Origin of the sequence: Pseudoalteromonas sp. BZA4 (genome assembly GCF_040104395.1) — a bacterium.
Lineage (GTDB): Bacteria > Pseudomonadota > Gammaproteobacteria > Enterobacterales > Alteromonadaceae > Pseudoalteromonas.
Genome location: NZ_JBECOT010000055.1, coordinates 1 through 24,916 on the forward strand (window position 1 = coordinate 1; position 24,916 = coordinate 24,916).

29 protein-coding genes and 1 pseudogene are annotated in these 24,916 nt (G+C 42.2%); 6 read left to right on the forward strand and 24 right to left on the reverse strand.

The genetic code is table 11. From position 1 onward, the window contains the following. Positions 1-121: pseudogene (locus ABMY41_RS17470) on the forward strand (ISAs1 family transposase); the annotation flags it as partial. Here the strand turns inward: ABMY41_RS17470 and ABMY41_RS17475 are convergent. From ABMY41_RS17475 to dapA, 22 genes are all read right to left on the reverse strand, one after another. Next, a complete protein-coding gene (locus tag ABMY41_RS17475) occupies positions 108-539 on the reverse strand; it encodes an excinuclease ABC subunit A (protein ID WP_349275619.1) in 432 nt (143 codons plus the stop codon). The pseudogene ABMY41_RS17470 and the gene ABMY41_RS17475 sit on opposite strands and share 14 nt — an antisense overlap. Next, on the reverse strand, positions 540-1,370 hold the full coding sequence (locus ABMY41_RS17480) for a MipA/OmpV family protein (RefSeq protein ID WP_349275621.1): 831 nt from the start codon (positions 1,368-1,370) through the stop codon (positions 540-542). Next, positions 1,367-2,593 (reverse strand): beta-ketoacyl-ACP synthase, encoded by a 1,227-nt coding sequence (locus ABMY41_RS17485; protein ID WP_349275623.1) that lies wholly within the window; start codon positions 2,591-2,593, stop codon positions 1,367-1,369. Before ABMY41_RS17485 ends, ABMY41_RS17480 begins: the two co-directional genes overlap by 4 nt. After that, on the reverse strand, positions 2,593-3,318 hold the full coding sequence (gene fabG / locus ABMY41_RS17490; protein ID WP_054562409.1) for a 3-oxoacyl-ACP reductase FabG: 726 nt from the start codon (positions 3,316-3,318) through the stop codon (positions 2,593-2,595). The genes ABMY41_RS17485 and fabG overlap by 1 nt, the downstream gene beginning before the upstream one ends. Next, a complete protein-coding gene (locus ABMY41_RS17495) occupies positions 3,315-3,770 on the reverse strand; it encodes a hotdog family protein (RefSeq protein ID WP_287243551.1) in 456 nt (151 codons plus the stop codon). The genes fabG and ABMY41_RS17495 overlap by 4 nt, the downstream gene beginning before the upstream one ends. Continuing rightward, complete coding sequence (locus tag ABMY41_RS17500; protein ID WP_349275625.1) at positions 3,757-4,920, reverse strand: beta-ketoacyl-ACP synthase; 1,164 nt, start codon at positions 4,918-4,920, stop codon at positions 3,757-3,759. Before ABMY41_RS17500 ends, ABMY41_RS17495 begins: the two co-directional genes overlap by 14 nt. Before the next feature lie 2 nt (positions 4,921-4,922). Further along, positions 4,923-5,474, reverse strand: a complete 552-nt coding sequence (locus tag ABMY41_RS17505; protein ID WP_287245160.1) for a DUF3261 domain-containing protein — start codon at positions 5,472-5,474, stop codon at positions 4,923-4,925. After that, positions 5,462-6,703, reverse strand: coding sequence for an NAD(P)/FAD-dependent oxidoreductase (locus tag ABMY41_RS17510; protein ID WP_349275628.1), 1,242 nt, complete (start codon positions 6,701-6,703; stop codon positions 5,462-5,464). Before ABMY41_RS17510 ends, ABMY41_RS17505 begins: the two co-directional genes overlap by 13 nt. Before the next feature lie 3 nt (positions 6,704-6,706). Continuing rightward, the gene (locus tag ABMY41_RS17515) at positions 6,707-8,926 is read right to left on the reverse strand and encodes a transporter (RefSeq protein ID WP_349275630.1); all 2,220 of its coding nucleotides are present in this window, start codon (positions 8,924-8,926) and stop codon (positions 6,707-6,709) included. Beyond that, positions 8,923-9,441 (reverse strand): outer membrane lipoprotein carrier protein LolA, encoded by a 519-nt coding sequence (locus ABMY41_RS17520; protein WP_287245169.1) that lies wholly within the window; start codon positions 9,439-9,441, stop codon positions 8,923-8,925. Before ABMY41_RS17520 ends, ABMY41_RS17515 begins: the two co-directional genes overlap by 4 nt. Then, positions 9,441-9,866, reverse strand: coding sequence for an acyl-CoA thioesterase (locus tag ABMY41_RS17525; RefSeq protein WP_054554548.1), 426 nt, complete (start codon positions 9,864-9,866; stop codon positions 9,441-9,443). The genes ABMY41_RS17520 and ABMY41_RS17525 overlap by 1 nt, the downstream gene beginning before the upstream one ends. Beyond that, positions 9,859-11,403, reverse strand: coding sequence for an aromatic amino acid ammonia-lyase (locus tag ABMY41_RS17530; protein WP_285220952.1), 1,545 nt, complete (start codon positions 11,401-11,403; stop codon positions 9,859-9,861). The genes ABMY41_RS17525 and ABMY41_RS17530 overlap by 8 nt, the downstream gene beginning before the upstream one ends. Position 11,404: 1 nt before the next feature. After that, on the reverse strand, positions 11,405-12,373 hold the full coding sequence (locus tag ABMY41_RS17535; RefSeq protein ID WP_349275633.1) for an acyltransferase: 969 nt from the start codon (positions 12,371-12,373) through the stop codon (positions 11,405-11,407). Next, positions 12,373-13,110: a glycosyltransferase family 2 protein gene (locus ABMY41_RS17540; RefSeq protein WP_287245176.1), complete on the reverse strand. Its 738-nt coding sequence runs from the start codon at positions 13,108-13,110 to the stop codon at positions 12,373-12,375. Before ABMY41_RS17540 ends, ABMY41_RS17535 begins: the two co-directional genes overlap by 1 nt. Positions 13,111-13,113: 3 nt before the next feature. After that, positions 13,114-13,467 carry a thioester dehydrase gene (locus tag ABMY41_RS17545; protein WP_289097093.1) on the reverse strand — a complete coding sequence of 118 codons (354 nt, stop codon included), beginning with the start codon at positions 13,465-13,467 and terminating at the stop codon, positions 13,114-13,116. Next, positions 13,451-14,809: a class I adenylate-forming enzyme family protein gene (locus ABMY41_RS17550; protein ID WP_349275636.1), complete on the reverse strand. Its 1,359-nt coding sequence runs from the start codon at positions 14,807-14,809 to the stop codon at positions 13,451-13,453. The genes ABMY41_RS17545 and ABMY41_RS17550 overlap by 17 nt, the downstream gene beginning before the upstream one ends. Then, the gene (locus tag ABMY41_RS17555) at positions 14,796-15,362 is read right to left on the reverse strand and encodes a hypothetical protein (RefSeq protein ID WP_054562420.1); all 567 of its coding nucleotides are present in this window, start codon (positions 15,360-15,362) and stop codon (positions 14,796-14,798) included. Before ABMY41_RS17555 ends, ABMY41_RS17550 begins: the two co-directional genes overlap by 14 nt. Positions 15,363-15,370: 8 nt before the next feature. After that, positions 15,371-15,616 carry an acyl carrier protein gene (locus ABMY41_RS17560; RefSeq protein ID WP_054554554.1) on the reverse strand — a complete coding sequence of 82 codons (246 nt, stop codon included), beginning with the start codon at positions 15,614-15,616 and terminating at the stop codon, positions 15,371-15,373. A gap of 25 nt (positions 15,617-15,641) precedes the next feature. After that, positions 15,642-15,899, reverse strand: a complete 258-nt coding sequence (locus ABMY41_RS17565; RefSeq protein WP_054554555.1) for a phosphopantetheine-binding protein — start codon at positions 15,897-15,899, stop codon at positions 15,642-15,644. Beyond that, positions 15,896-16,681 (reverse strand): lysophospholipid acyltransferase family protein, encoded by a 786-nt coding sequence (locus ABMY41_RS17570; protein ID WP_251601709.1) that lies wholly within the window; start codon positions 16,679-16,681, stop codon positions 15,896-15,898. The genes ABMY41_RS17565 and ABMY41_RS17570 overlap by 4 nt, the downstream gene beginning before the upstream one ends. After that, positions 16,671-17,381 carry a beta-ketoacyl synthase chain length factor gene (locus ABMY41_RS17575; RefSeq protein ID WP_289097091.1) on the reverse strand — a complete coding sequence of 237 codons (711 nt, stop codon included), beginning with the start codon at positions 17,379-17,381 and terminating at the stop codon, positions 16,671-16,673. The genes ABMY41_RS17570 and ABMY41_RS17575 overlap by 11 nt, the downstream gene beginning before the upstream one ends. A gap of 106 nt (positions 17,382-17,487) precedes the next feature. Beyond that, positions 17,488-18,402 carry a 4-hydroxy-tetrahydrodipicolinate synthase gene (gene dapA, locus ABMY41_RS17580; protein WP_287245190.1) on the reverse strand — a complete coding sequence of 305 codons (915 nt, stop codon included), beginning with the start codon at positions 18,400-18,402 and terminating at the stop codon, positions 17,488-17,490. Between the two features lie 160 nt (positions 18,403-18,562). Between dapA and ABMY41_RS17585 the strand changes: the two genes are divergently transcribed. Both ABMY41_RS17585 and ABMY41_RS17590 read left to right on the forward strand, forming a co-directional pair. Further along, positions 18,563-19,216, forward strand: a complete 654-nt coding sequence (locus tag ABMY41_RS17585) for a DUF6058 family natural product biosynthesis protein (RefSeq protein WP_349275640.1) — start codon at positions 18,563-18,565, stop codon at positions 19,214-19,216. 235 nt (positions 19,217-19,451) lie between these two features. Next, positions 19,452-23,228 (forward strand): S8 family serine peptidase, encoded by a 3,777-nt coding sequence (locus tag ABMY41_RS17590; protein WP_349275642.1) that lies wholly within the window; start codon positions 19,452-19,454, stop codon positions 23,226-23,228. Between the two features lie 69 nt (positions 23,229-23,297). Here ABMY41_RS17590 and ABMY41_RS17595 read toward each other — a convergent pair whose 3' ends face one another. Then, positions 23,298-23,567: a hypothetical protein gene (locus ABMY41_RS17595; RefSeq protein WP_054554596.1), complete on the reverse strand. Its 270-nt coding sequence runs from the start codon at positions 23,565-23,567 to the stop codon at positions 23,298-23,300. Positions 23,568-23,774: 207 nt separating this feature from the next. Between ABMY41_RS17595 and ABMY41_RS17600 the strand changes: the two genes are divergently transcribed. Together ABMY41_RS17600 and ykgO are read left to right on the forward strand one after the other, a co-directional pair. Beyond that, positions 23,775-24,026 carry a type B 50S ribosomal protein L31 gene (locus ABMY41_RS17600; RefSeq protein WP_062567146.1) on the forward strand — a complete coding sequence of 84 codons (252 nt, stop codon included), beginning with the start codon at positions 23,775-23,777 and terminating at the stop codon, positions 24,024-24,026. A gap of 17 nt (positions 24,027-24,043) precedes the next feature. Then, positions 24,044-24,181 (forward strand): type B 50S ribosomal protein L36, encoded by a 138-nt coding sequence (gene ykgO, locus ABMY41_RS17605; protein ID WP_287244595.1) that lies wholly within the window; start codon positions 24,044-24,046, stop codon positions 24,179-24,181. A 57-nt stretch (positions 24,182-24,238) separates the two neighbouring features. Here ykgO and ABMY41_RS17610 read toward each other — a convergent pair whose 3' ends face one another. After that, positions 24,239-24,625 carry a cytochrome b562 gene (locus tag ABMY41_RS17610; protein ID WP_287244590.1) on the reverse strand — a complete coding sequence of 129 codons (387 nt, stop codon included), beginning with the start codon at positions 24,623-24,625 and terminating at the stop codon, positions 24,239-24,241. A 173-nt stretch (positions 24,626-24,798) separates the two neighbouring features. On the opposite strand from ABMY41_RS17610, the gene ABMY41_RS17615 reads away from it, so the two are divergent. Next, the coding region (locus tag ABMY41_RS17615) for a transposase family protein (protein ID WP_349274175.1) at positions 24,799-24,916 on the forward strand (118 nt) is incomplete at its 3' end.

Genomic DNA, 24,916 nt, shown 5'->3' on the forward strand with positions numbered 1-24,916 from the left:
CATGGCGCTTTTTAAACAAGATACATCTAAGTCAGCTAGTATGGCGAGGAAAAAGAAAATGGCAGGGCTAGACGATGATTACCGCTCAACCCTGTTAGAGTCTGGGATTAAAATGCGCTAGCCGTGCCTTTTAATGCCACGCCAGCAACAAATGTGCCCGCACCACATTGATATTCTGTTTGGCTAACGAACTCACGTTTTTTGTAGTACGACTGAATATTTACAACTGCATTCATGCCTTCACGAACAGCACGCTCTTGTAATGCTTTTAAAGCACTAAGCATTACCCACTCACACGCTTCTCGGTCAGTTTTATTAAATGCGTTGGTTTTCTTGTTGGTGATCACTTCACCATAATTGGTTTTAATGCTGGTATGACTTTGATCAGCAAAATACAGCGAAATATCTAACAGCGCTTGTTTCGCTTTGGTGGTTTCAAGTAATGCTTGTACAGGTAGCGTTTGTAAATCATCACGTGCAAAACTGTTTGTTGAAAACAAGCAAGCTACTAAAGCACAGGCAAGGGTCAATAACTTCATTTAAAAATTCCTTCTATAAAATTTCCATGCAACACCAAAACCGACTGAAACATTATAATCTTGCTTCACAAGTGGGCTTGCATCTTGTTGACTGTTAGCAAGGTGATGATATTTGACAAAACCACCTAACCAATACTTTGGTGTGTCAAAATGTACCCCAATTGATACATCAGCACCAGAAAAACCTGAACGACTTGCATATGCTTGGCGAGTTTCATTGCTATGTAAGTCACTCACCCCATAGTAGTAATCAAGGTATTTATCGCTAGCAAAGTTGATATTGCCACGAAACGCTAATGAAAATTGTGAATCCGCCTTTTCGATGATCGGCACTCGATAATACACACTTGGCCCATAACGCCAGCCAATATCATCAATACCAGAGAAATCTGTCGCAATGGCTTTGCGTGCAAACAGGCTTAAATACAAATGCTGTTTAGCGTTTGGTTCACCTATTAGGTAGTAATTAAGTGAAGGCCCTAATTCAAACACCCAATCTAGATCATCCATACCTTCTCGGGCTTTGTTGTCTTCACTGTCAACTGCAAGACCTACGTTGGCAGATAAATCTAAATGGAGATTTTCTTGTTGCCACAAAAAGCCAGTGAAGTTATTACGATCGATGGCCATTTTATCGCTTTGATAACGAAAATAAGGCACAGGCAATAGGTATTGCTCACTTTCATCTGAACCTAAATAATACGGGATATCTGCATAAAAAAGGCCTGCACCGAACTCCATTTTTGCAGTGCCCTTTTCTACACTGTCTTCTGCAGCATAAGCATTAAAAGTTAGAATAAATAAAATACTTATGATGCAGCGCTTGATCATGCTTGCCACTTTTTAAAAATTAACGAGGTATTGATGCCACCAAACGCAAAGTTATTACTCATAATGTAATCTGTTTGCATTTCACGGCCATTGCCCTTGATATAATCTAAATCAGCACACTCAGGATCGACATCCGTTAAATTGATAGTAGGTGCAAACCAACCATCATTCATCATATTGATACTTGCCCATGCCTCAATGGCGCCACACGCTCCTAAGGTATGACCTAAATAACTCTTTAATGAGCTAATAGGTTTCTTGCCAAGGGCATTGAAAGTCGCCTGAGACTCCGCAATATCACCCCGATCTGTTGACGTACCATGAGCATTCACATAGCCAATTTGGTCGGCAGTAAGCTGTGCATCATTAAGTGCCATTTCGATAGCCACTTGCATAGTTTCTGCGGTAGGTTGCGTCACATGTTGACCATCTGAGTTACAACCAAAGCCGACGAGCTCCGCATAAATGGTCGCTCCGCGGGCTAGGGCATGCTCATACTCTTCTAAAATGAGTGTGCCTGCACCTTCACCAATAACCAGACCATCACGATTTTGATCAAATGGTCGTGGCGAGCTTTTCGCAGCATCATTTTTTGTGCTGGTCGCGTATAAGGTGTCAAATACCGCAGCTTCTGTAATGCATAACTCTTCTGCGCCACCAGCCACCATGGCTTTTTGTCGACCATACTTAATCGCTTCGTAAGCATAACCAATACCTTGCGAGCCTGATGTACACGCAGAGCTGGTAGTGATCACCCGACCTTTTAAGCCAAAAAAGACACCCACATTCACAGGCGCTGTATGCGCCATCATCTGGATGTAACTGGTGGCCGTTACGCCTGTCATTTCGCCGGTTTCCATCATTTTTGCAAAAGCCAATAATGGTGGCGTTGACCCCGTTGATGAGCCAAAAGCAATACCTGTAGAGCCGTCGGTTAGACTTGAGTGCTCTAATAGCCCAGCTTCTTCTAAAGCAAGCTCTGTAGTACGGGTCGACATCATAGCAACACGCCCCATTGATCGAACTTGTTTACGCTTATAGTGGCTTGGTTTACTAAAATGAGTAACAGGTGCTGCTAGTCGAGTGTTTAATTCTGGCGCCACATCCCAGTCAGTCATGTACTGAACGGCATTTTCACCTTTTTGCAAAGCGGTTTTAAATTCACCCCAGGTATCACCTAATGCAGTAATGGCAGACATGCCTGTAACAACAACACGCTTCATTACACCATACCGCCATTCACAGAAATAACTTGGCGGGTGATATACGCGGCGTCATCTGAACATAAAAACGACACAGTACCCGCGACTTCACTAACCGACCCCATACGTTTTAATGGGATCATTTTTAGCATTTCATCAACCGGTAAATCGTCTGTCATTTCAGTTTCGATTAACCCTGGTGCCACGCAGTTAACGGTGATCTTACGTTTTGCAAGCTCAAGCGAAAGCGCTTTGGTCGCACCAATAATGCCCGCTTTAGCGGCACTGTAGTTAACTTGTCCGCGATTACCGGCAATCCCTGACACTGACGCCATAGTGACAATACGGCCACCTTTACGACCTTGCACCATTGGCATCACCGTTGGATGCACCACATTGTAAAAACCGTCAAGGCCAGTACGGATCACTTTATCCCAATCATCACCTTGCATCGCAGGGAACGCCATATCATTCGTGATACCGGCATTACAGATCACCCCATAATACGCACCGTGCTCGGCAATATCAGCTTCAATTTGTTGTTTTGCAAGCTCTCTATCGCAAACATCAAATTGCAATAAGCTAGCATGACGACCAAGCGCACTGATTTCTTCACAGGTTTGCTCTGCTTCAGCCACACCACTGCGACAATGAACAGCAATATCAAAGCCATCGTTAGCTAATCTAAGTGCGATTGCTTTGCCAATACCACGGCTTGAGCCGGTGACTAAAATACGTTTTGTCATTGATTTTCTCTTATAAACTGCATTGGGTCTTGTGGTTGAAACACATTGATTTTTGCTTCTGCTAAGCATGTTTCATCGCTATGTATTTGACACTCAAATACACTTAACCCTGATTCTTCTTGATATAATTTTGTCACCGAGACTTTAAGCGTTTGCTCGTTTTTAAATACCGGTGCATAGGTTTTATATTTGCGCGTACCAATTAAAAAACCGATTTGTACTTCATTCCCTTTGTCTTTTGCCAGCGCACCAGCATACGCTGCGATAGTTTGCGCCATATATTCACAGCCAATATAACTGGCAACGCCATTTAAGCTCTCGTCATAAAACGGGCTGTGTGAACGTATATCCACTTCACAACAACCTGACTCTTCGCTGTAATTGGATAGGCGATTGAGCAATATCATTGGTTCGCTATGAGGGACTACTTGCTCAATTTTATAGTGATTCATTTAGATGTCCTAGTACTACACTGACATTATTGCCACCAAAGGCAAACGAACTTGATAAACAAGTGTTAATTTCTGCCGTTTCTGGTTGTGTTATTAAACCAATTTCAGCCAATGATTCGTCTTTCATAACCTGATTGCATACTAATTGATTAAACTCTGGGTAAGCCAAATAGAGCCAACATAATCCAGCTTCTAAAGCTCCTGCAGCGCCTAAGGTGTGGCCGGTCAAATGTTTAGAAGAACTGACCTTGGTATCTTTGCCAAATACCTCACTGATTGCCAGAGATTCCATGGCATCATTTTGCGGTGTGGCTGTTCCATGGGCATTAATGTAGTCGATATCTGAAGGCGTTAAATTCGCGTCTTGCAACGCCGTTGTCATCGCTGCGATTGCGCCAGAACCATCTGCAATCGGGGCTGAAATATGGTGGGCGTCGGAGCTTTCACCACCACCTAAAAAGGCAATACTTTGTTTTGTATGCTGCTCTTTACTCATAACAAATAACGCTGCGGCTTCACCTATATTGATGCCTGCTCTGTCGCCACTAAACGGCTTACAAATTTTATCGCTAATAGAAGATAACGAATCAAAGCCATTGATAGTGAGTTGGCACAAGCTATCTACCCCACCACAAATTACCACATCGGCTAAATCGGCACTGAGTAAGGCGCGCGCACTAATAAGCGCCTTGGCACTTGAACTACACGCAGTTGAAATGCTGTAACTTGGCCCCTTCGCAGCGAGTTTCTTGGCAATATAATTGGCGGGTGCGACGAGCGCTTGGTCGTAATAATCAAACTCCTCTGGCCACTTTCCCTTAGCTGCATGGGCAATTCGGCCTCTTTCACCTTCTTGAATTGCAGCAGTACTGGTACCAATCACCACAGCAATACGGCTGCTCGGAATGTTTATGCTTGCCAATGTATCAGCGATTTGCGCCAGCGCTAAATCGATTAGCTGATAAAATCGCATTGATGCTGTTAATGGCAGTTCATTAACCAAACCCACAAAGGTTGGGCGCTGCTCAAATGCAAGCGACGTCACCTTTGTGAGTGTTTGTTTAGGTTGTAAGCTGATACTTTGCATTGTTTGTTGATGACCAACCCCCAATGCACTAACAATACCTAAGTCGTTAAGCCAAAATGGCATAATCAATTAACCCTTTGAAATTTAATTTTGTAATCCCGCTGAAAGTTTACAAGTTCTGTTGCACCGTCTAAATAGCGAATTTCGCTAATTAACTGCTCCCCCTGATATAAGCGTCGCGTTGAGCCTTGTTCAACCAAGTTCAAACCATAAAGCTGCGAGTTAAGCACAGCAACTGGCCAGTGTACTAGCATGATATCAGCAAGAATATAGCGAGGATCAACCGCGTTGATAGGAAGCATTTTTTCGCTTTGAATTGGCCCTAGTGGCGCTTTTTCTAACTGAAAGATTGGCATACCTTGAGCCGTCATCACAACCAAGTTAATACCCGTTTCACTGTTTAAACTCAGCTGCGCTAGTAATGTATGCTGCTCATCGCCATGGTGTACTTCAAGTACTTGCTGCCAATTATCGGCAACTAATGATGGCGGTGGATCAAGCAAATAAATCCCTGCATTTGGCGCTAAATCAACGCCCGTTTTTACTGCAAATTCACTGGCACAACTCGCCACTAATATGCTCAAAGATAAGAGCAAAGAGCGTGTTAGTCGCGACATAATTCAACCAACGTATTTAAGCGTTTGTTGCTTTGTTTTACAAATGGGTTTTGTAAGTCCCATGCATAACCCGCAAGAATAGCACTGATCATCTCGCGCACTTGTTGGTTTTTCTCACCGTAAAAAATTACGTCTTGAAAAGAGCCATCATACCAAGCACTAACGTAGGTTCTAAAGCAATTAACTCCTTGTTGCAAAGGCTCACTGTAATCGTTTTTGAAATCAACTTGCTCACCACGTAAGTAGCTATCAACTAAAGGAGCGACCAATGAGGCTGATTTTAATGCAATCGTCACCCCAGATGAAAATACCGGATCTAAAAACTCACCGGCATTACCAAGTAGTGCAAAATGTTCACCATACAAGCTCGACACATTAGCCGAATAGCCTTTGATAGCACGCGCTTCACCAATTGCTTCACGATTGGCTAATAACTCACTTAAATAGTTATCTTGTTCAATAAATTCATTTAAACCAGCGAGTGGTTGTTTATCCTCAAGCTGCTCTGGTTTACCAACGACACCAATGCTTGCCGTACCATCACTAAATGGGATCAGCCAATACCAAATATCTTTATGCTCTGGGTGAACATTAATTAAGATTTTTTCGCGGTCAAACTGTGTATCGCTAATATTATCTTTAAAATGGCTGAAAAAAGCCCAACGTACTGGGAAATTTGATGCTGACTCTAAATCAAGTAAGCGAGGTAATACCCTACCAAAACCACTGGCATCAAGTACAAAACGCCCTTTAATTTGATAGCCTTGTTGGTTTTCATCCGTAACATCAAGTAAAGCGCCATCCTCACAATCGGTGAACGCTAACACGCTATGTTGGTAACGTATTTCAGCCCCTTGCTGCATGGCACCATCGGCTAAGCATTTATCAAAGTCAGCGCGTTTTACCTGAAAAGTCGTGCCAGGGCCTTCGCTAAATTTCTCGGTAAAATCGATTGTTGTGTGGTCGCCCCGACGCTGAAACGCCGCCCCATTTTTAAACTGAAAACCAAGCGATTGTGCCTGTACTTGCACCGCTTGCTCAAGGCCTGCTTCTGCTAAAAAGCTCATGCACTGGGGTAATAAACTTTCACCAATCGAAAAACGCGGAAAGGTTTGCTGCTCTAACACCACTACATGCCAACCTTTTTTTACTAGTAAACTGGCAGCCACAGCACCTGAAGGGCCAGCACCAATAATAACAACATCAGCCTGTTGAACTTGATTATTCACCTATTATTTTTCCTTATTTTTAGGTAATGCAATACTGAGCGGCGCCAGAATATAGATACAAACTAGCCCCACTAATACCGTTAATCCGAAACTGAAAATGGCCGGGGTTTTCGAAACGGCCAACATGCCAAATACCCACATCGATGATGCCGCTGACAAACTAATTGCGAGTACATTGCTCGGGCTTAAATTATTGACCTGATAAAACACTAAGTAATCGATTGCCAACGCTAATATCAATAAACAGCCTAGCAAATTAAAAATCGATAACTGAGATTGCAGTGCACTGCAAAGTAGCAGTACAGCCGCGGTTGTTAGTACAAGCACTAGCGTTTGTTTACACGCCGTTTTAAAACCAAATTTGACGCTAAATAGTAGTAACGCAAAGGTCATCGCAATGGCCAATGTTATCAGTAACGAATTTGAGTAATGACTTAAACCTTCACTTATCATCGCGACTTTATCGTAAACAATTAAATCTGGGTAAGCGTTGGCTAAATCCATCAGCTCGGATTTATTTACACCGGTTACCATAAACCAGCTTGCGGTTAGTGTATTGTTTGAGATCACTTGGTTAGCGATTAACGGCGCTAACGGTGAATTAAGTGCCGCGTTTAAATCAAGCATTGATGTTGGGAGCTCAACGGGCGCCCCTGTCATTTGGCTAACCACACTCATGGCTTGCTGGGCCGAATGCAGTTGCTCGTAGTTTTGCTGTTGTAATTGTTTACTAGGCACTAAGTCACTAAGCATCACTGCACTGCCATTAAGGCCGAGAATAGTTGCTTTTAATGCTTCTTGTTGTACTAATAACTGCTGCGCATTATCGGCAAATAAAATCATGATTTGGCCATTATCTTTACCTAATAAAGACATATGCAAGGCTTCGTTTTGCATTAAATCAGCAGGACTTGCATTTAACAGCTTTACATCATCATTAATCACAGGGGGTTTTAGTAAGGCAAAAGCACTCAATAGCACTAACGTCAGCATACTGAGTGCGAGGCGATAATACGTTAAGCGTTTTAAATAACCACTTAACATGTTTGCTAATCGATGTGCAGCAGTGTTAATGGTTAAACCAGCTTGCCAATAAGGCAATAAAATACGTGTGCAGAGCCAAGCTGTAACTAGCCCTGCAACAACAAACACGCCCACTTGACTGAGTAACTGCACCGGTGAGAAAAACAAACTCGCGTAACCGAGTGTGGTGGTTAGTAACGACAACAGCAGCGCCAGTTTGAGCCCTTTACTAAAACCTAGCGGCTGCTCGGTTAAATCAAGCATGCCATGAAATGCATAATCAATGGCAATACCAATCAGTGTCACGGCAAACACCATGGTTAATACATGCACTTGACTAAAAATACTGATCAGCGCAATGGTGCCGCCAATAGCGGCGCTTATCACGGTTACAGAGGCCAGCCACAATGCATTTATCGAGCGAAACACCCACATCACCATCACAATAAGCGCCAGCAAGCTCACCGAACCAAACAAGGTCATTTCAAATTTGGCTTGCTGTGCATTTGCTGCGGTGTGAAATAAAGCACCAGCATAGCGAATTTGTGTACCTGGATAGCGGCCTTCAAGCTCAGCGATATAGGCAACTATCTCATTGCTTAAAGCTATTGATTGATTTATTGAAAAGGCATTGTCAGCACTTTGCACGAATAACATTAAATACTCATCACCTTGATAGCTAATGTTAATTCGGCCATCTTGCAGCTCAAATTGCTGCATGTGCGCCATTGCTTCAGATAAGAACCCCGCTGTGGCAAGCGTAGGGTCTTGGTTGATAGTACTTGAAACAAAAGGATCTGCGACTTTACTCAACTGACTAAAGTAATACTGTTGAAAGCGATTAGCATCGCCAATCGCTTGCTTATATTCCTCGGAAACTAAGTGCCCTGCATACTGACCGTAAAATGCTGCTAACTGGGAGATTTCTGGTAACTTAAAACGAGGCTCAATATGTTTAGTCGCCAGCCATTGATGTAAATCATCATAAGCTTTTACTGCATTTTCACCACGAAAAGAAAAGCTTAACTGCTGTTTATTAGCTGAAAAAAAGTGTTCTTCGACTTGCTGTAAACGCGGTTCTGACTTTGGCAACAAAGCCAAAATATCATTATTCAACGTAGGCTGTTTTAGAATAAAAACAACCACTAAGGCGCTAACTAATAGGCTCAGCCAAGCAAGCGTTAGGCCCCATGCTTTCACTGTTTTTGCTCTTTATGAGGATAAGCAAAGCGTAATACAGTAAAGTTACCATTTGCTTCTTGAAGACGCACACGGCTCACTTGCTCTGCTGCTACACATAATTCGAACTGACTAAATAGCTGCTTTAGCAAGTCATCTTTAGGCAATAAAGTCTGACAACCGGACTCTGCATGACCTGTCATCGAAAATTGCTCAGCAAGTGCCACTTCATCATGCTTTAAAATCGCTTGCAGTAAATTAACGTAAGGCTCAGCTCCTTTTTGTAGCTGCGGCTCACCTTGATCGTTAAGGGTATATACTTGCCCTTGCTTGATTAATAGCGTGCTTTTAACCGGAGATTCAACCTGCCAAGTGAGGCCATCTTCAGCAAGTTCAAACGAACCTGTTGAAATAAAAGGTTTACTAAATCCTTTAAAATGCTTCTCTTGGCTAAATGTGCCTTGCTCTGTCACTGCGCTCGATGCAAACACAGGAAAAAAAACTAGCACACTCAGTAACAACACGCTTAATCGCATTAAATCACCTTTTGAAGTTTTTCATGTAGCACAGGCGGCGAAACAAACTGCATTTCTTTTTTCTCTATATCAACCGCAACTTGGATAGTCGTTGCTTTGGTTAACTTTTTACCTGTAGCGCAATCAGTGATTACGTAATCGATACGTAATCGTGTTTCATATTCTTTTAAGTAGGCATCAACGCGGATTTTTTGTGTAAACAATGCAGAGCCGACGTACTTAATATGCATGTCAATAATCGGCCATGCATAGCCAGACTCTTGCATTTGCACATAATCATAATCAAACAAACGCAGTAATTCACAGCGCGCGACTTCTAAATAGCGCGGGTAATTACCATGCCATACCACATTCATTGGATCGCAATCATGAAAAGGGATTTCAATCTCAACATGAGTGCTCAGCAACGAGCCTCTACTATGCATATAAACTCCAACGTTTTGTTTGAATAGCGTCAACCGTAAAGCGAAGAACCGCCTCTAGAGGACGGTCTTCATCAAGCAGTGGGAAAAACTCGCTAATGTCTTGATACATACTTTGTACATCACTAGTTAAACTAGCAAATTCAAGCTCACCGCTATTAATACGTAAACGTAGACCCTGAATACTCGCAAGCAAGGTACTTGCAACCACTTGCTCGGTTAACTGTAAGATACGCAAACAATCTCGCGCAGCGATGGTTCCCATGCTCACTTTATCTTGGTTGTGACACTCGGTTGAACGAGAAAACACACTTGCTGGCATGGTCAGTTTTAATGCTTCAGCCGTGTATGCACTGGCACCAATTTGTACCGCTTTAAAACCATGGTTAATGTAACGACGCTCATCATTACTCGCCGATAAATTAGAAGGCAAACCATTGTTATAGCGCGTATCAACTAAGGATGCGATTTGTCTGTCGGCTAAGTCGGCTAAATTAGCAACAGCAGTTTTCATGCTATCCATTACCATTGCAATATGACCGCCATAGAAGTGACCACCATGCAGTACGTGTTCACCTTCACCATCGATGATTGGATTATCATTTGCCGAATTTAATTCATTTTCAATCATTTGCCTAAACCATGGCAAACTATCTTGCAGCACACCAATCACATGTGGAGCACAGCGAATTGAATACCTATCTTGTAAGCGGTCAGCATTACGAGGGTGTTCTACATGGTTTAAGTCACCACGGATCCATGCAGCTACTTGCTGTTGCCCTGGATGTGGCTTCACTGAAAACAAAATATCATCAAAGTGATGACTGTTACCTTTTAATGCAAGGCTTGCAAGGGCAGTTATACGGCTGGTCAGTTTAGCTAGGTAATCTGCTCTATCATAAGCAAGACATGCCAAAGCTGTCATTACGGCCGTGCCATTCATGACTGCCAGCCCTTCTTTCGGGCGCAGCTTTAATGGCTTTAAGCCAAGTTCTTGCATCACCTCTAGACTGTTTTTAATTTCGCCTTTGTAATACACATCACGCTCGCCAACCATAGCACCAGCTACATACGAAAGCGGCGTTAAATCACCACTGGCTCCCACTGAGCCTTCTTGCGGGATAACCGGTACGATATTGTGATTTAAAAAGTCACGTAATAAATTCAACATCTCCCAGCTAACGCCAGAATAACCTTGTGAAAGCGAAGTTAAGCGGGTTGCTAAAATAGCGCGCCCTTGGGCTTGATTAAAAACATCGCCAAGGCCACAACCATGAAAACGAGTAAGATGCAGTGGTAACTCATTGACTAAATCAAGTGGCACTTTTACGGTTACTGAGTCGCCATAACCTGTGGTAACGCCATATATCACGCCATCATCTTCAAGCAACTTATCTAAAAACGCCACGGCGCTGTCTATTTTATTAGCAAATTGACGGTCTGATGTTAACGCAACAGCACCTTGCTCTAATGCAATATGAACAATATCTTCGATTGATAAACGCTGTTGGCCAAAAACGGTAGTCGAGTGCTCTGACACCTTATTTCTCCTTGTTTTGACTACGAGACACTTGCTCGTCATTTTGCCAAAAATCATAAAAATTAAACCATTGATACGGATAGGCCGCAGCATAAAAACTGAGCCTTTGCGCATAATCGCTAACAATTTGTTGTAATGTTTGTTGCCTCGTTTTACGCGGTAAAACGAGTTTGTCGGCGTATTTTTCAAAAATCACGCGGTAAAATGTTTCGCCATTGGGCTTTTTATCTTTTAAACAAAACAGATGAAACACCGGGCAATCTAACAGCGCAGCTAAAATGAATGGCCCTTGTGAAAAAGGGGCTGGCTTACCTAAAAAGTCAGCTTCGATAACTCTTCCTGCGGTGGTGGTGCTGGTTCTATCACCGACAATCACCACAATTTCACCCTGTTCGACTTTTTCTTTGAGCATAATTGCCATATCAGGGCCAAGATCGGTTACTTGAATGAGGTTTACCGCAACATCCGGATTAATACTTTTCAGTAATTTATTAAATTCAACAGCATGATGCGTAAACACCAACACATTAATCGTTTTACTGTTTCGGTGTTGGCTAAGTGCTCTACATACCTCTAAATTACCAAGGTGTGAACCGATAAAAATAGCCCCTTGCTGTTGCTCATCAAGTTGCTTAAACAGCGCTTCGTTGGTGTAAAGAATATTTTGTTGCTGAATTCGTCCAAGCCATGCATCTATTTTGTCAAAGGCGCTGTCAGCAAAGCAGCGAAAGTGACGAAAGCTATCGCGCCAAGTAACTGCTTTACTATTGCCATTCACCTTGCGCGCTTGGGTTAAGAATGCATGTGACGCTTGGCGAGCAGTTTTGCCAGTTAAAAACAAATAAAACACCACCGGAAACAACACCAGCCACAAGCCTTTTCGACCAAATACGCGATAACATACGAGCAATATTTGCATGCCTAAGCGATTGCCACGTTCCTGCATTTTTGACCAATGTTTTACAGCCATTAGCCAGCCACCTTACGCCAAAGCAGCTTAGGTGAGCGTAGCAACATGCCAAAGAATAAACGCGTATGCAGCCAAGAAATTCCCACGTTATCGTGTAAGGCTCGAAAGTGAGATACACCATTTTCAGGGTAAATGACCTGGGTTGGCAAAAACGTGACTTTAACACCTTGCCAATAAAGCCTGACTAAAATTTCAATATCAAAGTCCATGCGCTTGCCAAGCGTTTGCTTAGTCATTAATTGTTCAACGGCTGCTAAGGGGTAAACCCGAAAACCACACATTGAATCAACAATATCAAAACTGAGCGTTTCTACCCAAACCCAAAAATGGGTGATGTAACGACTTAAATAACGGTGCTTAGGCACGGAGCTGTCATAAATTGGGCAACCACTGATCACCTTGTTAGGTGATGCATTACTTAGTTCAATCAACTTACTAATATCCGCTAACGAATGTTGGCCGTCAGCATCAACCTGAATGGCATGGCTAAACCCTTGCTGGTAAGCAGCCATCAAGCCAGTTTGAACTGCCCCACCCTTACCTTGATTTTGAGCATGGCTTATCAAGGTTAAAAAGTCATACTGTGCGTTAAGCTTTGCAAATACTTGTTTGGCATCAGCGTCACTGCCATCATCAACCATGATTATCGGCAGCTGTAGCTCTTTTAGCTCATCGAGTACAGCAGCAATAGCATGGGTGTGATTGTAATTAGGAATAACAATACAAAACTGGTTCATGGCTTAATCACAAAATACAATTCGACCAGACGCATGCTGGCCTTTTTCTGATTGATAGCTAAACAAACATTTGCCTTTTGCATTGCGCTCAAGGGTGAGGTTTACCGTCATATCAGGGGTTGTTACTACCTGAAACTTTAACACTTCTAAATCTTGAACTAGTTTGCCAAAACCCAAATATTGCTGAGCATATTTTACTGCCCAATCCAGCTGTACTACGCCTGCTAAAATTGGCGCATCTGGAAAGTGGCCGCGAAAATAATCTAAATCAGCCGCAATGGTTAACGCTAAACTCACGCTAGTTTCTGTTTGTGATAAAATGGCCACCTCTGGGGTCACGTTATTCAGGCTTGGCAAAATACTGCTCCAATGTTTTTAAACTTAATTTAGCTTGGCTGTTAAAAGGAAGTGCATCGATGTAGCGCCATTTACGTGGTAAGCAAATACGTTCAAAGCGGTTTGAGAGGTGTGCTTGTAAAGCGCGGTTAATTGCCAATTTACCCTGTTGTTCAAGCTCTTTATTTGCCTCATCACTGAGTACAACCACCGCACCAATTTGCACACGCTTGGCTGGAATAACCACCACTTTTACTTCTTTTACCCAGTCGTGACTTTGCAGATAACTCTCAAGCTCATCAAGGTTTAAACGTTTTTCTTCAATTTTTATCGTTCTGTCTATACGGCCCAACAGTTTAAATTGACCATTTTTATGAATAAGCGCTCTATCATCTAAAGGGAAATTCGATTGCTCTAAAATCGCAGAATCTAGCATCAAGCGCCCTTCATGATTCAGCGATAAAAAATTACCATTAAACGGCTGCCATGGTACATCAACCGCTGCCTGTGTAACTTGTCGATAAGCAATACCGCCGGTTTCGGTACTACCAAATACTTGGGTAGCAGGGCGAGCTAACTGGTTAAATAAAGTTTCGGCATGCTCATTATTGAGTGGTCCGCCAGAGGAGAATAACCACTTAATTTTGTCGCGCTCAGGAATTAACACATTATCAGCACATAAACGGCCAAGTTGCGCAGGGCTTGAGACGAGCGCTGCATAACGAATATTTTTTAGCCTTTGCGCAATATGTTCAGGGTACTGAATTTGTTCACTATCAATTATATGGCCTTTCGCCAACGGCCAAAGTAAATGAAATAATAAGCCGTAAATATGCTGATGCGAAACAGTTGCTAAAAACGTAAATTGGCTGGGTAAGTCAAATGACATTGAAAGTACTGCAAGCTCTCGATTTAATACCCGCCACGGTTTCACTATCGGTTTAGATTGTCCTGATGAGCCTGACGTATAAAATATAACCGCTGTGTTTGTTGGCCATTGTAAACGGTTAGTTTGCAAAGGCGTGTGACCAAGACTTTGCTCAAGGTTAGTAAATAGCACATCATCATTGATATTGGTCGCATCGCCGGCAAAAAAAGCAGACTGTGCTAGCAATAAACTTAAGGTTTCGTGCTGACCATTAGGTGGCAAAATAACATTATAACCACTACACGCTAAAGCAAATAAGCGCACTGCAAATTGGTAGGTATCAGGATGGAATAACACCACATGGCTGCCAGCTTTAAGCGCTGTGAGCTTACTTTGATAAGCCGCAATATCAGCAAAAAACTGTGTTTGTGTTATTGGCTGCCCTGCAACAACAAATGCAGCGTCTGGGTGAAATTTCAGGTTACTCGCTACCATTACTTTTAACCTTTTGTCTTACAAGCCATTCCACAAGGCCTAAGAGAGCTATCAAAATATAGGCTATTAATCCGTTGTACAGAGTCCATGTCTGTAACGAAGTAAATAGGCTAGTGTATAACGCAATACTGCCATTAATAATAAAAAACGCGCACCATACTTTAGTAACTTGGCGCGTGTAATTAACCCCTTTTTCATCAAGATCAGGCTCTTTAATTCGAGCAAAACTTTCAATGACTGTTGGGCCACTTTTCAACGAATAAGCAAAGGTTATGGCCATTACTGTATTAATAATGACTGGGTAAAGCTTTAAGCCCAGATCACTGTTAAAAAACTGCGTTGTTGCTAAAGCGATAATAGCCAAAATAGAGGCTGGCTTTATCCATGGCATAGATGTCAGTAACTTCTTGCTAAGTAAAAGCCTTAAACCTAACAATACCATCAATACCAAGCTCACTTGCCTTAATGAGATATGCTGTAATCCAAAATACACAATAAATGGGTATAAAGATAAGCATACTAAGAGCAGTGTTGTGGTTATCGCTTTGAGCATAGTAATGTTTATGAAACGAGTTTTTCTACTTCGTTTACAACATCTTGCACAGTACGCACTTGCTTAAATGCATCTGGCTCAATTTTCTTACCAGTGATTTCGCGTAGTTTTACAACTAAATCAACAGCATCAATGCTATCAAGATCTAGGTCTTGATACAGGTGCGCATCTAGGCTGATATCATCAGCATCGATCTCAAATTCATCTACTAAAATGCCCTGTAAAACGTTGTAAATGTCAGCAGCGGTTTTCATGCTAATTCCTACTTCTAAGTCTGTATTATGATTGGTGTTGGTTAATAAATTCTGCCAATGCATCTACCGATGCAAAATGGGCTTTTGTTTGTTCTGAGTTTGCGTCAATCTTAACGTTAAACTCTTTTTTAATGGCTAAGCCAAGCTCAAGCGCATCGATGCTATCTAGGCCTAAACCATCAACAAACAAAGGTTGGTCATTTTCAATATCATCCACGGTAATATCTTCAAGATCTAAACTGCTAATGATTAATTGTTTTATTTTGTTCTTTAGTTCAGTCATAGGTGCCTGAGTTCCTCTGAAAAGTAATGTTGCAAATCACGGGTTAATTGTCGTGCTTGCATGGCGGGTTGTTCATTATTAAATGTGTCGTTAAACGTAAATGGGTCAGTGGCAAAGCGCATCTCAAAATGCGCTTTTGTTGCGGCAACGCAATACCATGGTGTGCCTTTGGTCAAAGTGCTGGGTTTCATACTAATCAGCACTGAGGTAATTGGGGCTTCACAACGCGCAGCAATATTCGCAGCGCCACGCTTAAATTTTAACTGTTCACCTGGGGTTGTGCGGGTGCCTTCAGGAAAGATAATCAGGTTATTTCCAGCAGCGAGTGATGCTTCACAATCATTAAGTAACTCTTGCGGGTCTTCATTACTAATATAACCTGTGCCTTTAATGACACCGCGCATAAATGGATTTTTAAATAGGTGTGCTTTGACCACGCAGTCAGCATTTTTAATCACAGATATCAGCACCACAACATCAATTAATGAAGGGTGATTGGCAAGTACTAACTGCCCTTTAAGATCATGAAATTTCTGTTTATCTTGCACAGAAAAATGGATAGCACCAGTGTAATGCATCAAGGCAACAAAGAATTTAAAACTATAGTGAACCGTTAAACGGGCTTTTTGCTTACGTTTCGCTTGGCAAGGTTCAAATAAACGTTGTAAAGGTAAAACCAACAAGGTGAGTACAATACCGCCAAAACCAAATACAGCAAAACAAAACCCGGTTGCCAGTACACGCCAAATTTTATTCAACTTAATGTAAACGTTAGTCGCCATGGTACTGTAGCATCCAAGCTGATTGTTGATGTGAAAGCAGCCATTGTGATCCTTTGCTTGTTAAAGCAGCTGCTAATTGCAGACTCAGTGGTAAACACGAGTCACTTTGAGTATGTTCTGATTCAGAAAGTTTTGTTAATTCAAAATACGGCTTACCGGTCTGCGCTGTTGATAATACGAACGATACACTATGAGCAATTTGTTGCTCGTCACTAAATGGTAAGTATTCATCAGGTAATACACTTTCGGCATGGGCAATTAAAATTTGCTGCTCTACACCACTATGAACACGAGCAAAACCATCTATCATGGCTGAAATAATGCTGTCTTGGCCACCAGCGATAGCATTCATTGGGGCTTTATTTTTTGCAATAATCGAGAACAATCCAGTTGCAGCATTATGTACACTCAAACCAAATGCGGTCGGAGAAAGAGGTTCTTGTTCAACAAGTGAATGTAACAGTTGCGCTGTTTTTGGTAAGTCGCCATGACGCGATGAAAAATTAACAGCTAACTGCTGATGCTCACCTTGCGCTTGATGCATAGTATGAAGCGCCATTTTCATAAATGGACTTAAGCGGCGGCGCTGCATCGGTGCAACCCAGCTTAAATCAAGGTCAGCAAGATTGAGATGGCTTAATTCTGCTATTTGTTGCTCGGGTGCAACCCATAAACTCAAATTCTCAACAACAAATTTCACAAATATTATTCTTATAACGCCAAACGATTGCTAATTTTACCTATTAGCTACAAAAAAGTAAAACAATGGTGCTTAATTACAGCCGCAATTAAGCACTTATTCATTTTTATCGTAAAATAACGTCTTTTTCGGTTAAAAGTTGTGCTTTTTCACCCACTATATCAGCAACATCAAGTTCGTTAATGTAACCTAAACCGATTTCTTGCTGAGCACTTGTTAGTGGCACATAAGGAAGACGGAACACAGGATTTACCGCGCCTGTCATCATTAGTGCCGTATTGATTGCAATTGGATTAGGCTCGCAGAATAACCAGCCCATAAGTGGCTGTAGTTTTGCATTAAGTGCATCATTTTGCTCATCCATTAACTGACGGAATAAGCCAGGAATAATATTAGATGTAACCGAGATAACACCGTGGGCTTCATGAATGTGTCTTGCGTCATGCGCTTCATCGTCATTACCTGACCAACAAGCAATACCTTGCTGTTCATAATGAGCAATACGCTCATTGCCACCGCACTCTTTTACACCGATAAAATTTTCGTGCTTAGCGAGTGGCTCAATGATATCTGGTGTTAAATCTTGGCCTGTACGACCTGCGACGTTGTAGATAAACGCAGGACCAATATCAAGTAAACGGTTAAAGTGCTCTTTCACACCCGCCATAGACGTTCGCCCATAATATGGGTTTATTTGCAGCGCAGCATCCATACCGGTGGCAAAACCATACTCGGTTGCTTTAATTGCTTCACGCGTATTGTTGCTACCTGTATTACCAACAATTAATAAACGGTCCGAGAATTTGCTAACACTGTGAGCAATTAGCATTAAGTGTTCTTCCCAATTCATTAATTGGCCTTCACCTGTGGTCCCACCCACAATGATGCCATCAACACCAGCTGCAATTTGCTGTTCAACAAGGTCGTCATAACATGCAAGATCAATTTCACCATTAGTTAAATAAGGTGTTTTTATAGCGGTGATCAAACTTGCTTGTTTAATTGTTTCTAGGTTGCGCATAACTTTTTTAATGTTTGGAAAATTTGCGCTAGTTGTATCATAAACACGGGCATTTTCCGAGTAGTGTGATGCAATAAATAAAAATACTTGAGAAAAAATCAAAGTTAAGCCAAAATCAAACACTGTATAAATTAACAGTGTTTATTGTGAGTATTTGATAATGCAACTTTCAAAATTTTTGGCAACCTACTTTTATACTACCGAAGAGCTGTGTCATACCCTCTCAATTGATGAGGAAACGCTATCGGCATGGCAACAAAGTAGTTTATTTCCAAAACCGAGTTATTGTTTGCAGAGCCAATTAGAGTGCAGCTCGTATTCGGGCATTTATCAATGCGAAGAATATCAAGACTATTACCCTCGTGGTGCCGCAAGTTGGGGGCAATTAATTATTAAACATCACATAAGCTCATCCTGCCAAGCGTTTAATTATTTTGCTCAGCAATATTCAAATCAACTCAGTAAGCTTGCTGAGCAAGGCTTTGCTATCGATGAAGAATTATTTGGCAGTGAAATTGACGAGCACTTACAGCAAGTTTGGCAACAGTTTTTATGCAGTAAATACGGTGTGCTCACACAAAATGGCTTAGTTGAAGAAGCCGTACAGCTCGACGTAGCTAAGTTATTGATTGATGACATTACTGAATTGCGTTCTAAAACAGGTTTAAGCGTAGAAGAGCGCCAAAGCTTACATAATGCACTCAAATTAATGAACCGCGCGTTAAGCCATGGTACAGGCAACGAAGGTAAAAACACACTACGCCATCGTTATATTGATGATGTCGTTGCAAAGTACGATCTATCGGTAAAATAACCTTTCATTTTGCGCTTTAAATGAAGCGCAACTGAATAACCGCACAAAGTTGCAACAATGTTTATTTTGTTGCAAATCAGTTAATACAATTTGCTACCTTTGTTTTGTAGGTTTTCATCTGTTTGATCTTTAGATTGGTCTGGTTGGGTTATTGCTCTTGTCATGTTTGTTGTTTTGGCACCTAGCAATAACTCCTTTCTTCCAAACTAATTACATCAAAATACAGGATGAAAAGATGAAACCTTTTCCAAGGCTTGGTCGCTTAAAGGCGACCTACTTAGCCATGCTCGGCTTATCAATTGCCCAGCCAGCAACTGCAGAAGAATCATTCGTTACACAACAAAGTAAAGCGGATGCCCTTACATTCACTTTGATCACTGGGGACAAAGTGTCGGCTATTGTCAATAAAGACGGCAAATTAGGCGGCATTCGATTAGTGAATGCAGACGGCTCAGATACGTTCACCAGTATCTTTAAACGTGGTAACAACACCTATGTTGTTCCAAACCATGCTCAAGCCTTAGTTGATTCAAATGCGATCGATTTAGAGTTATTTAACATTAATAAGTTATATGAATCGGGTTACGATGATGCATCAACCGACGCCCTCCCCGTCATTGTTGAATACCGCGACGGCACCCTTGCAGGACCTGCAGTCCCAGCAACGCTTGCTGGTATGTCATTAACCGGTGAAATTGAGCTAATCGACAGCGCCGCATTTGCAATCAACAAAGACAAAGCAGCGCAAACTTGGCAAACCCTGGTTGCACAAGCTGACGTTGAAGGTATTTGGCTTGATGCTGTCGTTCATGCTCACAAGGTTACCCAGTCAGAAACACTGACTCCAACAGTCCCACTAACCGGCGCATATGGTGAGTCAGCGATTAACTATAATGGCGCAGGTATTAAAGTTGCCGTGCTTGATACAGGCTACGATACCGAGCACCCAGACTTACAAGGTCGCGTCATTGCATCCCGTGATTTTACTTATTCGAGCAACGGTGTAGATGATTTAAATGGTCATGGTACTCATACAGCCTCAACCGTTGCAGGCAATGGTCATGAGTCAGAAGGTAAATGGGTCGGTGTGGCACCAGCTGCCGATTTAATTATCGGTAAAGTATTAAGTAATACGGGTTCAGGTTCAACTTACGGTATTTTAAATGGCATGCAATGGGCCGTGCTTTCTGAGCACGCTAATATTGTAAATATGTCATTGGGTGGTACGGCAACAACTTGTAGTGGCCCATTGGTTGAGATGGTTAAAGCGCTGAGCGATAAGGCCTTATTTGTTATCTCTGCAGGCAATAGCTTTACCCGCGAAACAATTGGTTCACCGGGCTGTGCGCCAAGTGCACTAACCGTGGGTGCCATTGATCGTGACGGCAATACGGCGTCGTTCTCTTTACGCGGTCCATCGCCAGATGGCCACTCAGCAAAACCAGATATTGCCTCGCAAGGTGTCTCTGTGGTTGCCGCGGCTTCTGGTGGCTTAGGTGATACGGCCTACCGCGTGTATTCAGGCACATCAATGGCTGCCCCTCATGTTGCCGGTGGTGCTGCAATTGTAATGCAAGCTCGCCAAGACCTTACGCCAAAAGAAATTAAAGACGTGCTTACATCATCTGTATTTAGTGGTGACTCACACGTCCTTGAGCAAGGTGCCGGTGCCATGAATATCGACCGTGCCATTGACCAAGCTATTGTGGCCCCTGCAAACCGTGAACTTGGCTACTTTGATAATGCCAATAGTGCATTTACCGAAACACAGATCACGCTAACAAACACGTCTGATGAAAGTATTAAATTAAAATTGAAATTAGACTTAATTGGTGAAGATGGCAAAACACAATTACCGGCGACCTTGGCAGGATTAGATATTAAATCTGTGACAATCCCAGCCAAAGGTGTTGCTCAAGTCCCTATGTGGATTGACCCTAGTGTGGCACTTAATAACAGTGCTTATGGTGCAATTACAGGTCGTATCACAGGCACAACCGTTGGCAATACCGACCAACAAGTAACTGTGCCAGTATCATTTTGGATTGACCAACCTCACGTTAATTTAACGGTAAACCTGACTGATCGCTGGGGTAATCAAGCAGGCTCGCCATCAAAGCTTTACTTAATTAATGAAGAAGATGATTGGGGCAGTCTTGTTAGGCTCACTGGCGGTAAAGCCAATATCGATGTACCTGCTGGTTACTATACGTTGATTGCTAACATTATGACTTACGATAATCAGCAAACCAGCTCTGGTTTAGTTGAATCAGCGGCACAAATGGCTGTATTAAATCGTAAGATTGATGGCAAAACAGAGATTAACTTTGATGCACGTAACGCTCAACCTGTCACCTTCAAAGCTGACCAGCCTCTTGATCCACAAGGTTATTCATTTGGCTTTACTTACGCGATTGACGATCAAGAAGTTGCGAAGCTTGCAGCTATCGAAATGGCACCTGATTACGTAAATGATATGTATGCATGGTCACAAGGTCATGACGATCGTTTTCGCTCATTTATCACCACCCGCGCGGTAGCTCCAGAAACAACCGTCACGATGCAAAATGGGGTTGAACTTGATTACATCAAACAAGGTTTAGCACTGTCTTTTCATGGTGAAGGCTCAGCAGAAGTCGTGCCAGTAGGTGATGCTGGTTACAGCACTGACTGGAGCCAATTTGAGTTAGACGGAAAAATTGCGCTTATTGCTAACCCTAATTACCTCACGTCTTACATGGTCGGTAATGCGATGAAAAATGGCGCCAGCGGTGTGATTTTTTATCGTCCTGGTCGTGGCGGCCGATATAAAGGGGCAATCACAGGCACACCAAAAGTCCCCGTGATTGGTATTAGTACCGAACAAGGTGAAGCCTTAATGGCAGAAATAGAGGCTGGCAACAATATCGTTAGCTGGTCTGGTATTGCGGCTGAACGCTCACCTTATGCTTATTCAATCAACCATATTACTGATGGCCGAATTCAATCTGGGCAAATCAATATTGCTGAACATAAAATGCATAAAATGAGTGCGTCTTATCACTCGCAAAATGATGAGCGCCCTGCATGGACTGATGTTATGGCAATGACCAACAGTACCGGAGAGTTCTACTCAACAGGTAGCTCACAGTTAATTATGTTGCCTCATCAGCGTGATGAATATTACACAGCAAGTACAAAAAATGCATGGACGAATGTCGTTATGCCAAACTATCAAATTCAAAGTGGTGGCGCTTATTTTGATGGTCCACGCGCTATGACTGAAGGTGCTGAGCAAAGCACTACTTGGTTTAAAGGTCCACGTGCTGGTAGCTTAGGCAGCAGTGGCTCGGCGATTATTAGCCGCGATACCAATGTTCTTTACTTTAACCTTGCCTCGTTTGGCGATGCCGCAAACCATGATGGTATTTTTGGCTTTATGGGTAGCTCAGCCTTTGGTTTAAAAGTAAATGGTGAGCCAGCCTCTCCGTATCAAGGCACGTTAACGCTTGAGCCGGGCTCTCATCAAATTACCTTAGAAATGCGTTCTTATGCCCGTGGTGTTGGCGAGCGCTCTCCAATAAATGATAAGCTAGGTTCTCTTTACCAAGGTTTCTATACATTTACGGCTGACGAGCAGCAACAAGGTGTTCAGCCAATTTTAATGCCTATGGTTGATTTACCGGTTGATATTAATAACAGCATGAAAGTAGGTGAAGCGGCTCACGTTAAGTTAACGGGTTTACTGGACGGTGTAGGTGAAGTGGCGCTGGCAGATGTACAGTTCCAATATGCGTACGGCCAAGAATGCACAATTGCTAACGTGCCTGCTTATATCTATTGCCCTGTATCAACGAAGTTCTCAAGCGAAAACTGGTTAGATGCACAGGTTGAACACATTGACGGTGAATGGGTAGCTACGATCCCTAATACTGGCAACGTCGGTGACTTTGTCCATATTCGAACGATTGTTTCAGATTATGGTTCAAGCCAAGCTGAGCAAATTACCATGCGAGCTTACATGTTAGATTAATTAGTTAGCGCTAATCAGCAAAGCCGCCTTCGGGTGGCTTTTTTCATGTAAAAACAACATGATCAAGTATTAAGAATCTAAATGCTCGTACTGACCACGATACACTTCGAAAGTCTTCACAACGGTGTGTTGCTCTTTACTTAGATTATCAAACCAGGTATCAAAACGCTCATCATCATCTTGTTCACTCAGAGCTAAATACTGTGCCAACAACTCAATAATATCGTTGTGAGTACACGACAAGGTGTCTACATGATTAGCTAAAACAGAATGGTCTTTATCGCGAAGCGTGTTCATTACATTTTGATCTAGTTCTTCACGGCTAGTTTTATCATTCACTTCCTTATCCTTCTTTAAAATAAGCACGCATACCTAGTTATAACAGCCTTATCGACAATATCCAGCTTTTTAAATCTAACTGCTTATTGATTGTTCAGCTTGTACAAAATTAAGACAAAACAAGATAAATAAGAATCATTTTTATCTTGATCTGAATAGTCAACCACTCTATAATTGCTACATTATCACATAACAAAGAGTTCCATTATGAAGCCAAATATCCACCCTGATTACCAGCAAGTCGCGTTTCATGATACAGCGGCAGACAGCTACTTTATTATTGGTTCGACAATTAAAACTTCGCGCACAGTTGAACTTGAGGGCAAAACCTACCCTTATGTGCCAATTGACGTATCAAGCGATTCACACCCGTTTTATACCGGTAAGCAAAAAGCCGTTGCAAGCGATGGCCGTGTTGCTGCGTTTAATCGTCGTTTCAAGAACTTAGCGAGCAAGTAGTTGCTATAGGAAAGAACATGAAAGTGTTAAGTTCATTAAAAAGCGCGAAGAACCGCCTGGGCTGCCAAATCGTAAAGCGTAAAGGTCGTGTCTATGTTATTAATAAAGACAATCCGCGCTTGAAGGCAGTTCAGGGTAAAAAGAAAAAGCGTTAAAAAAGGTGCCGAGGCACCTTTTTTAAATTAAAGTAAATCTAACTCGTTAGTTTATTTTTATTTGCCAAATAACAACTCCCAAAAACCTGGCGGCTCATGTAGCTCATGGTATTTCTTACGTAGCTCATCAATAGATTTAAGCGGCGCTTTTGCAGCTTCAAGGCCACGGGTCGTTGCAAGTTGCTTAGCTTGCTTTGCTTGATTTATGACTTTATCAAGCCCTTCTAAAGACGCTGTTTTATGCTGTTTAAAATCAGCTGTTTTGGCAGTCTCTAACAACTCAATAAATTCATCGATAGCGGTATTAAAGGTGGCTAAATCAGTTGCTCGCACTGAGTTTTTATAAGCAAGCCCCATGTTTTTCATATTGGCCTCAAGATCAATCTTATTGGCCGCGCTCAGACTGGAAAAAACGATTAAAAAACTAATAAAAATGGCTTTCATACACTCTCAACCAAATACAAATTATGTGCCCATTATAAAGCGAAACGAATAATAAACCCAATCTCAAATCTACCAATTCACGCTATACTCTGCACGGCAAGATCATTATAAATTGAACTTATAGAGCAAGTAGTGATCAGATCAAGGCATAATAATTACTTGGCCGCATAAATATGAGCACTACTTTTCTGAAACATTTTAATTCAATTACAGATCCTCGCATTGAACGTTGTAAAAAGCATGAACTTATCGATATTCTTCTCCTTGCTATTAGCGCTGTGCTCTCTGGTG

Excerpts from the sequence above, each read along its gene's own strand:
- ykgO (WP_287244595.1), top strand. The coding sequence starts at position 24,044 with ATGAAAGTGTTAAGTTCATTAAAAAGCGCGAAGAACCGCCTGGGCTGC.
- ABMY41_RS17570 (WP_251601709.1), bottom strand. The coding sequence starts at position 16,681 with ATGGCGACTAACGTTTACATTAAGTTGAATAAAATTTGGCGTGTACTG.
- ABMY41_RS17475 (WP_349275619.1), bottom strand. The coding sequence starts at position 539 with ATGAAGTTATTGACCCTTGCCTGTGCTTTAGTAGCTTGCTTGTTTTCA.
- ABMY41_RS17535 (WP_349275633.1), bottom strand. The coding sequence starts at position 12,373 with ATGGCTGTAAAACATTGGTCAAAAATGCAGGAACGTGGCAATCGCTTA.
- ABMY41_RS17505 (WP_287245160.1), bottom strand. The coding sequence starts at position 5,474 with ATGTCGCGACTAACACGCTCTTTGCTCTTATCTTTGAGCATATTAGTG.
- ABMY41_RS17520 (WP_287245169.1), bottom strand. The coding sequence starts at position 9,441 with ATGCGATTAAGCGTGTTGTTACTGAGTGTGCTAGTTTTTTTTCCTGTG.
- ABMY41_RS17500 (WP_349275625.1), bottom strand. The coding sequence starts at position 4,920 with ATGCCATTTTGGCTTAACGACTTAGGTATTGTTAGTGCATTGGGGGTT.
- ABMY41_RS17555 (WP_054562420.1), bottom strand. The coding sequence starts at position 15,362 with ATGCTCAAAGCGATAACCACAACACTGCTCTTAGTATGCTTATCTTTA.
- ABMY41_RS17610 (WP_287244590.1), bottom strand. The coding sequence starts at position 24,625 with ATGAAAGCCATTTTTATTAGTTTTTTAATCGTTTTTTCCAGTCTGAGC.
- ABMY41_RS17540 (WP_287245176.1), bottom strand. The coding sequence starts at position 13,110 with ATGAACCAGTTTTGTATTGTTATTCCTAATTACAATCACACCCATGCT.
- ABMY41_RS17560 (WP_054554554.1), bottom strand. The coding sequence starts at position 15,616 with ATGAAAACCGCTGCTGACATTTACAACGTTTTACAGGGCATTTTAGTA.
- ABMY41_RS17585 (WP_349275640.1), top strand. The coding sequence starts at position 18,563 with ATGCAACTTTCAAAATTTTTGGCAACCTACTTTTATACTACCGAAGAG.
- dapA (WP_287245190.1), bottom strand. The coding sequence starts at position 18,402 with ATGCGCAACCTAGAAACAATTAAACAAGCAAGTTTGATCACCGCTATA.
- ABMY41_RS17590 (WP_349275642.1), top strand. The coding sequence starts at position 19,452 with ATGAAACCTTTTCCAAGGCTTGGTCGCTTAAAGGCGACCTACTTAGCC.
- ABMY41_RS17550 (WP_349275636.1), bottom strand. The coding sequence starts at position 14,809 with ATGGTAGCGAGTAACCTGAAATTTCACCCAGACGCTGCATTTGTTGTT.
- ABMY41_RS17565 (WP_054554555.1), bottom strand. The coding sequence starts at position 15,899 with ATGACTGAACTAAAGAACAAAATAAAACAATTAATCATTAGCAGTTTA.
- ABMY41_RS17485 (WP_349275623.1), bottom strand. The coding sequence starts at position 2,593 with ATGAAGCGTGTTGTTGTTACAGGCATGTCTGCCATTACTGCATTAGGT.
- ABMY41_RS17600 (WP_062567146.1), top strand. The coding sequence starts at position 23,775 with ATGAAGCCAAATATCCACCCTGATTACCAGCAAGTCGCGTTTCATGAT.
- ABMY41_RS17480 (WP_349275621.1), bottom strand. The coding sequence starts at position 1,370 with ATGATCAAGCGCTGCATCATAAGTATTTTATTTATTCTAACTTTTAAT.
- ABMY41_RS17525 (WP_054554548.1), bottom strand. The coding sequence starts at position 9,866 with ATGCATAGTAGAGGCTCGTTGCTGAGCACTCATGTTGAGATTGAAATC.
- ABMY41_RS17495 (WP_287243551.1), bottom strand. The coding sequence starts at position 3,770 with ATGAATCACTATAAAATTGAGCAAGTAGTCCCTCATAGCGAACCAATG.
- fabG (WP_054562409.1), bottom strand. The coding sequence starts at position 3,318 with ATGACAAAACGTATTTTAGTCACCGGCTCAAGCCGTGGTATTGGCAAA.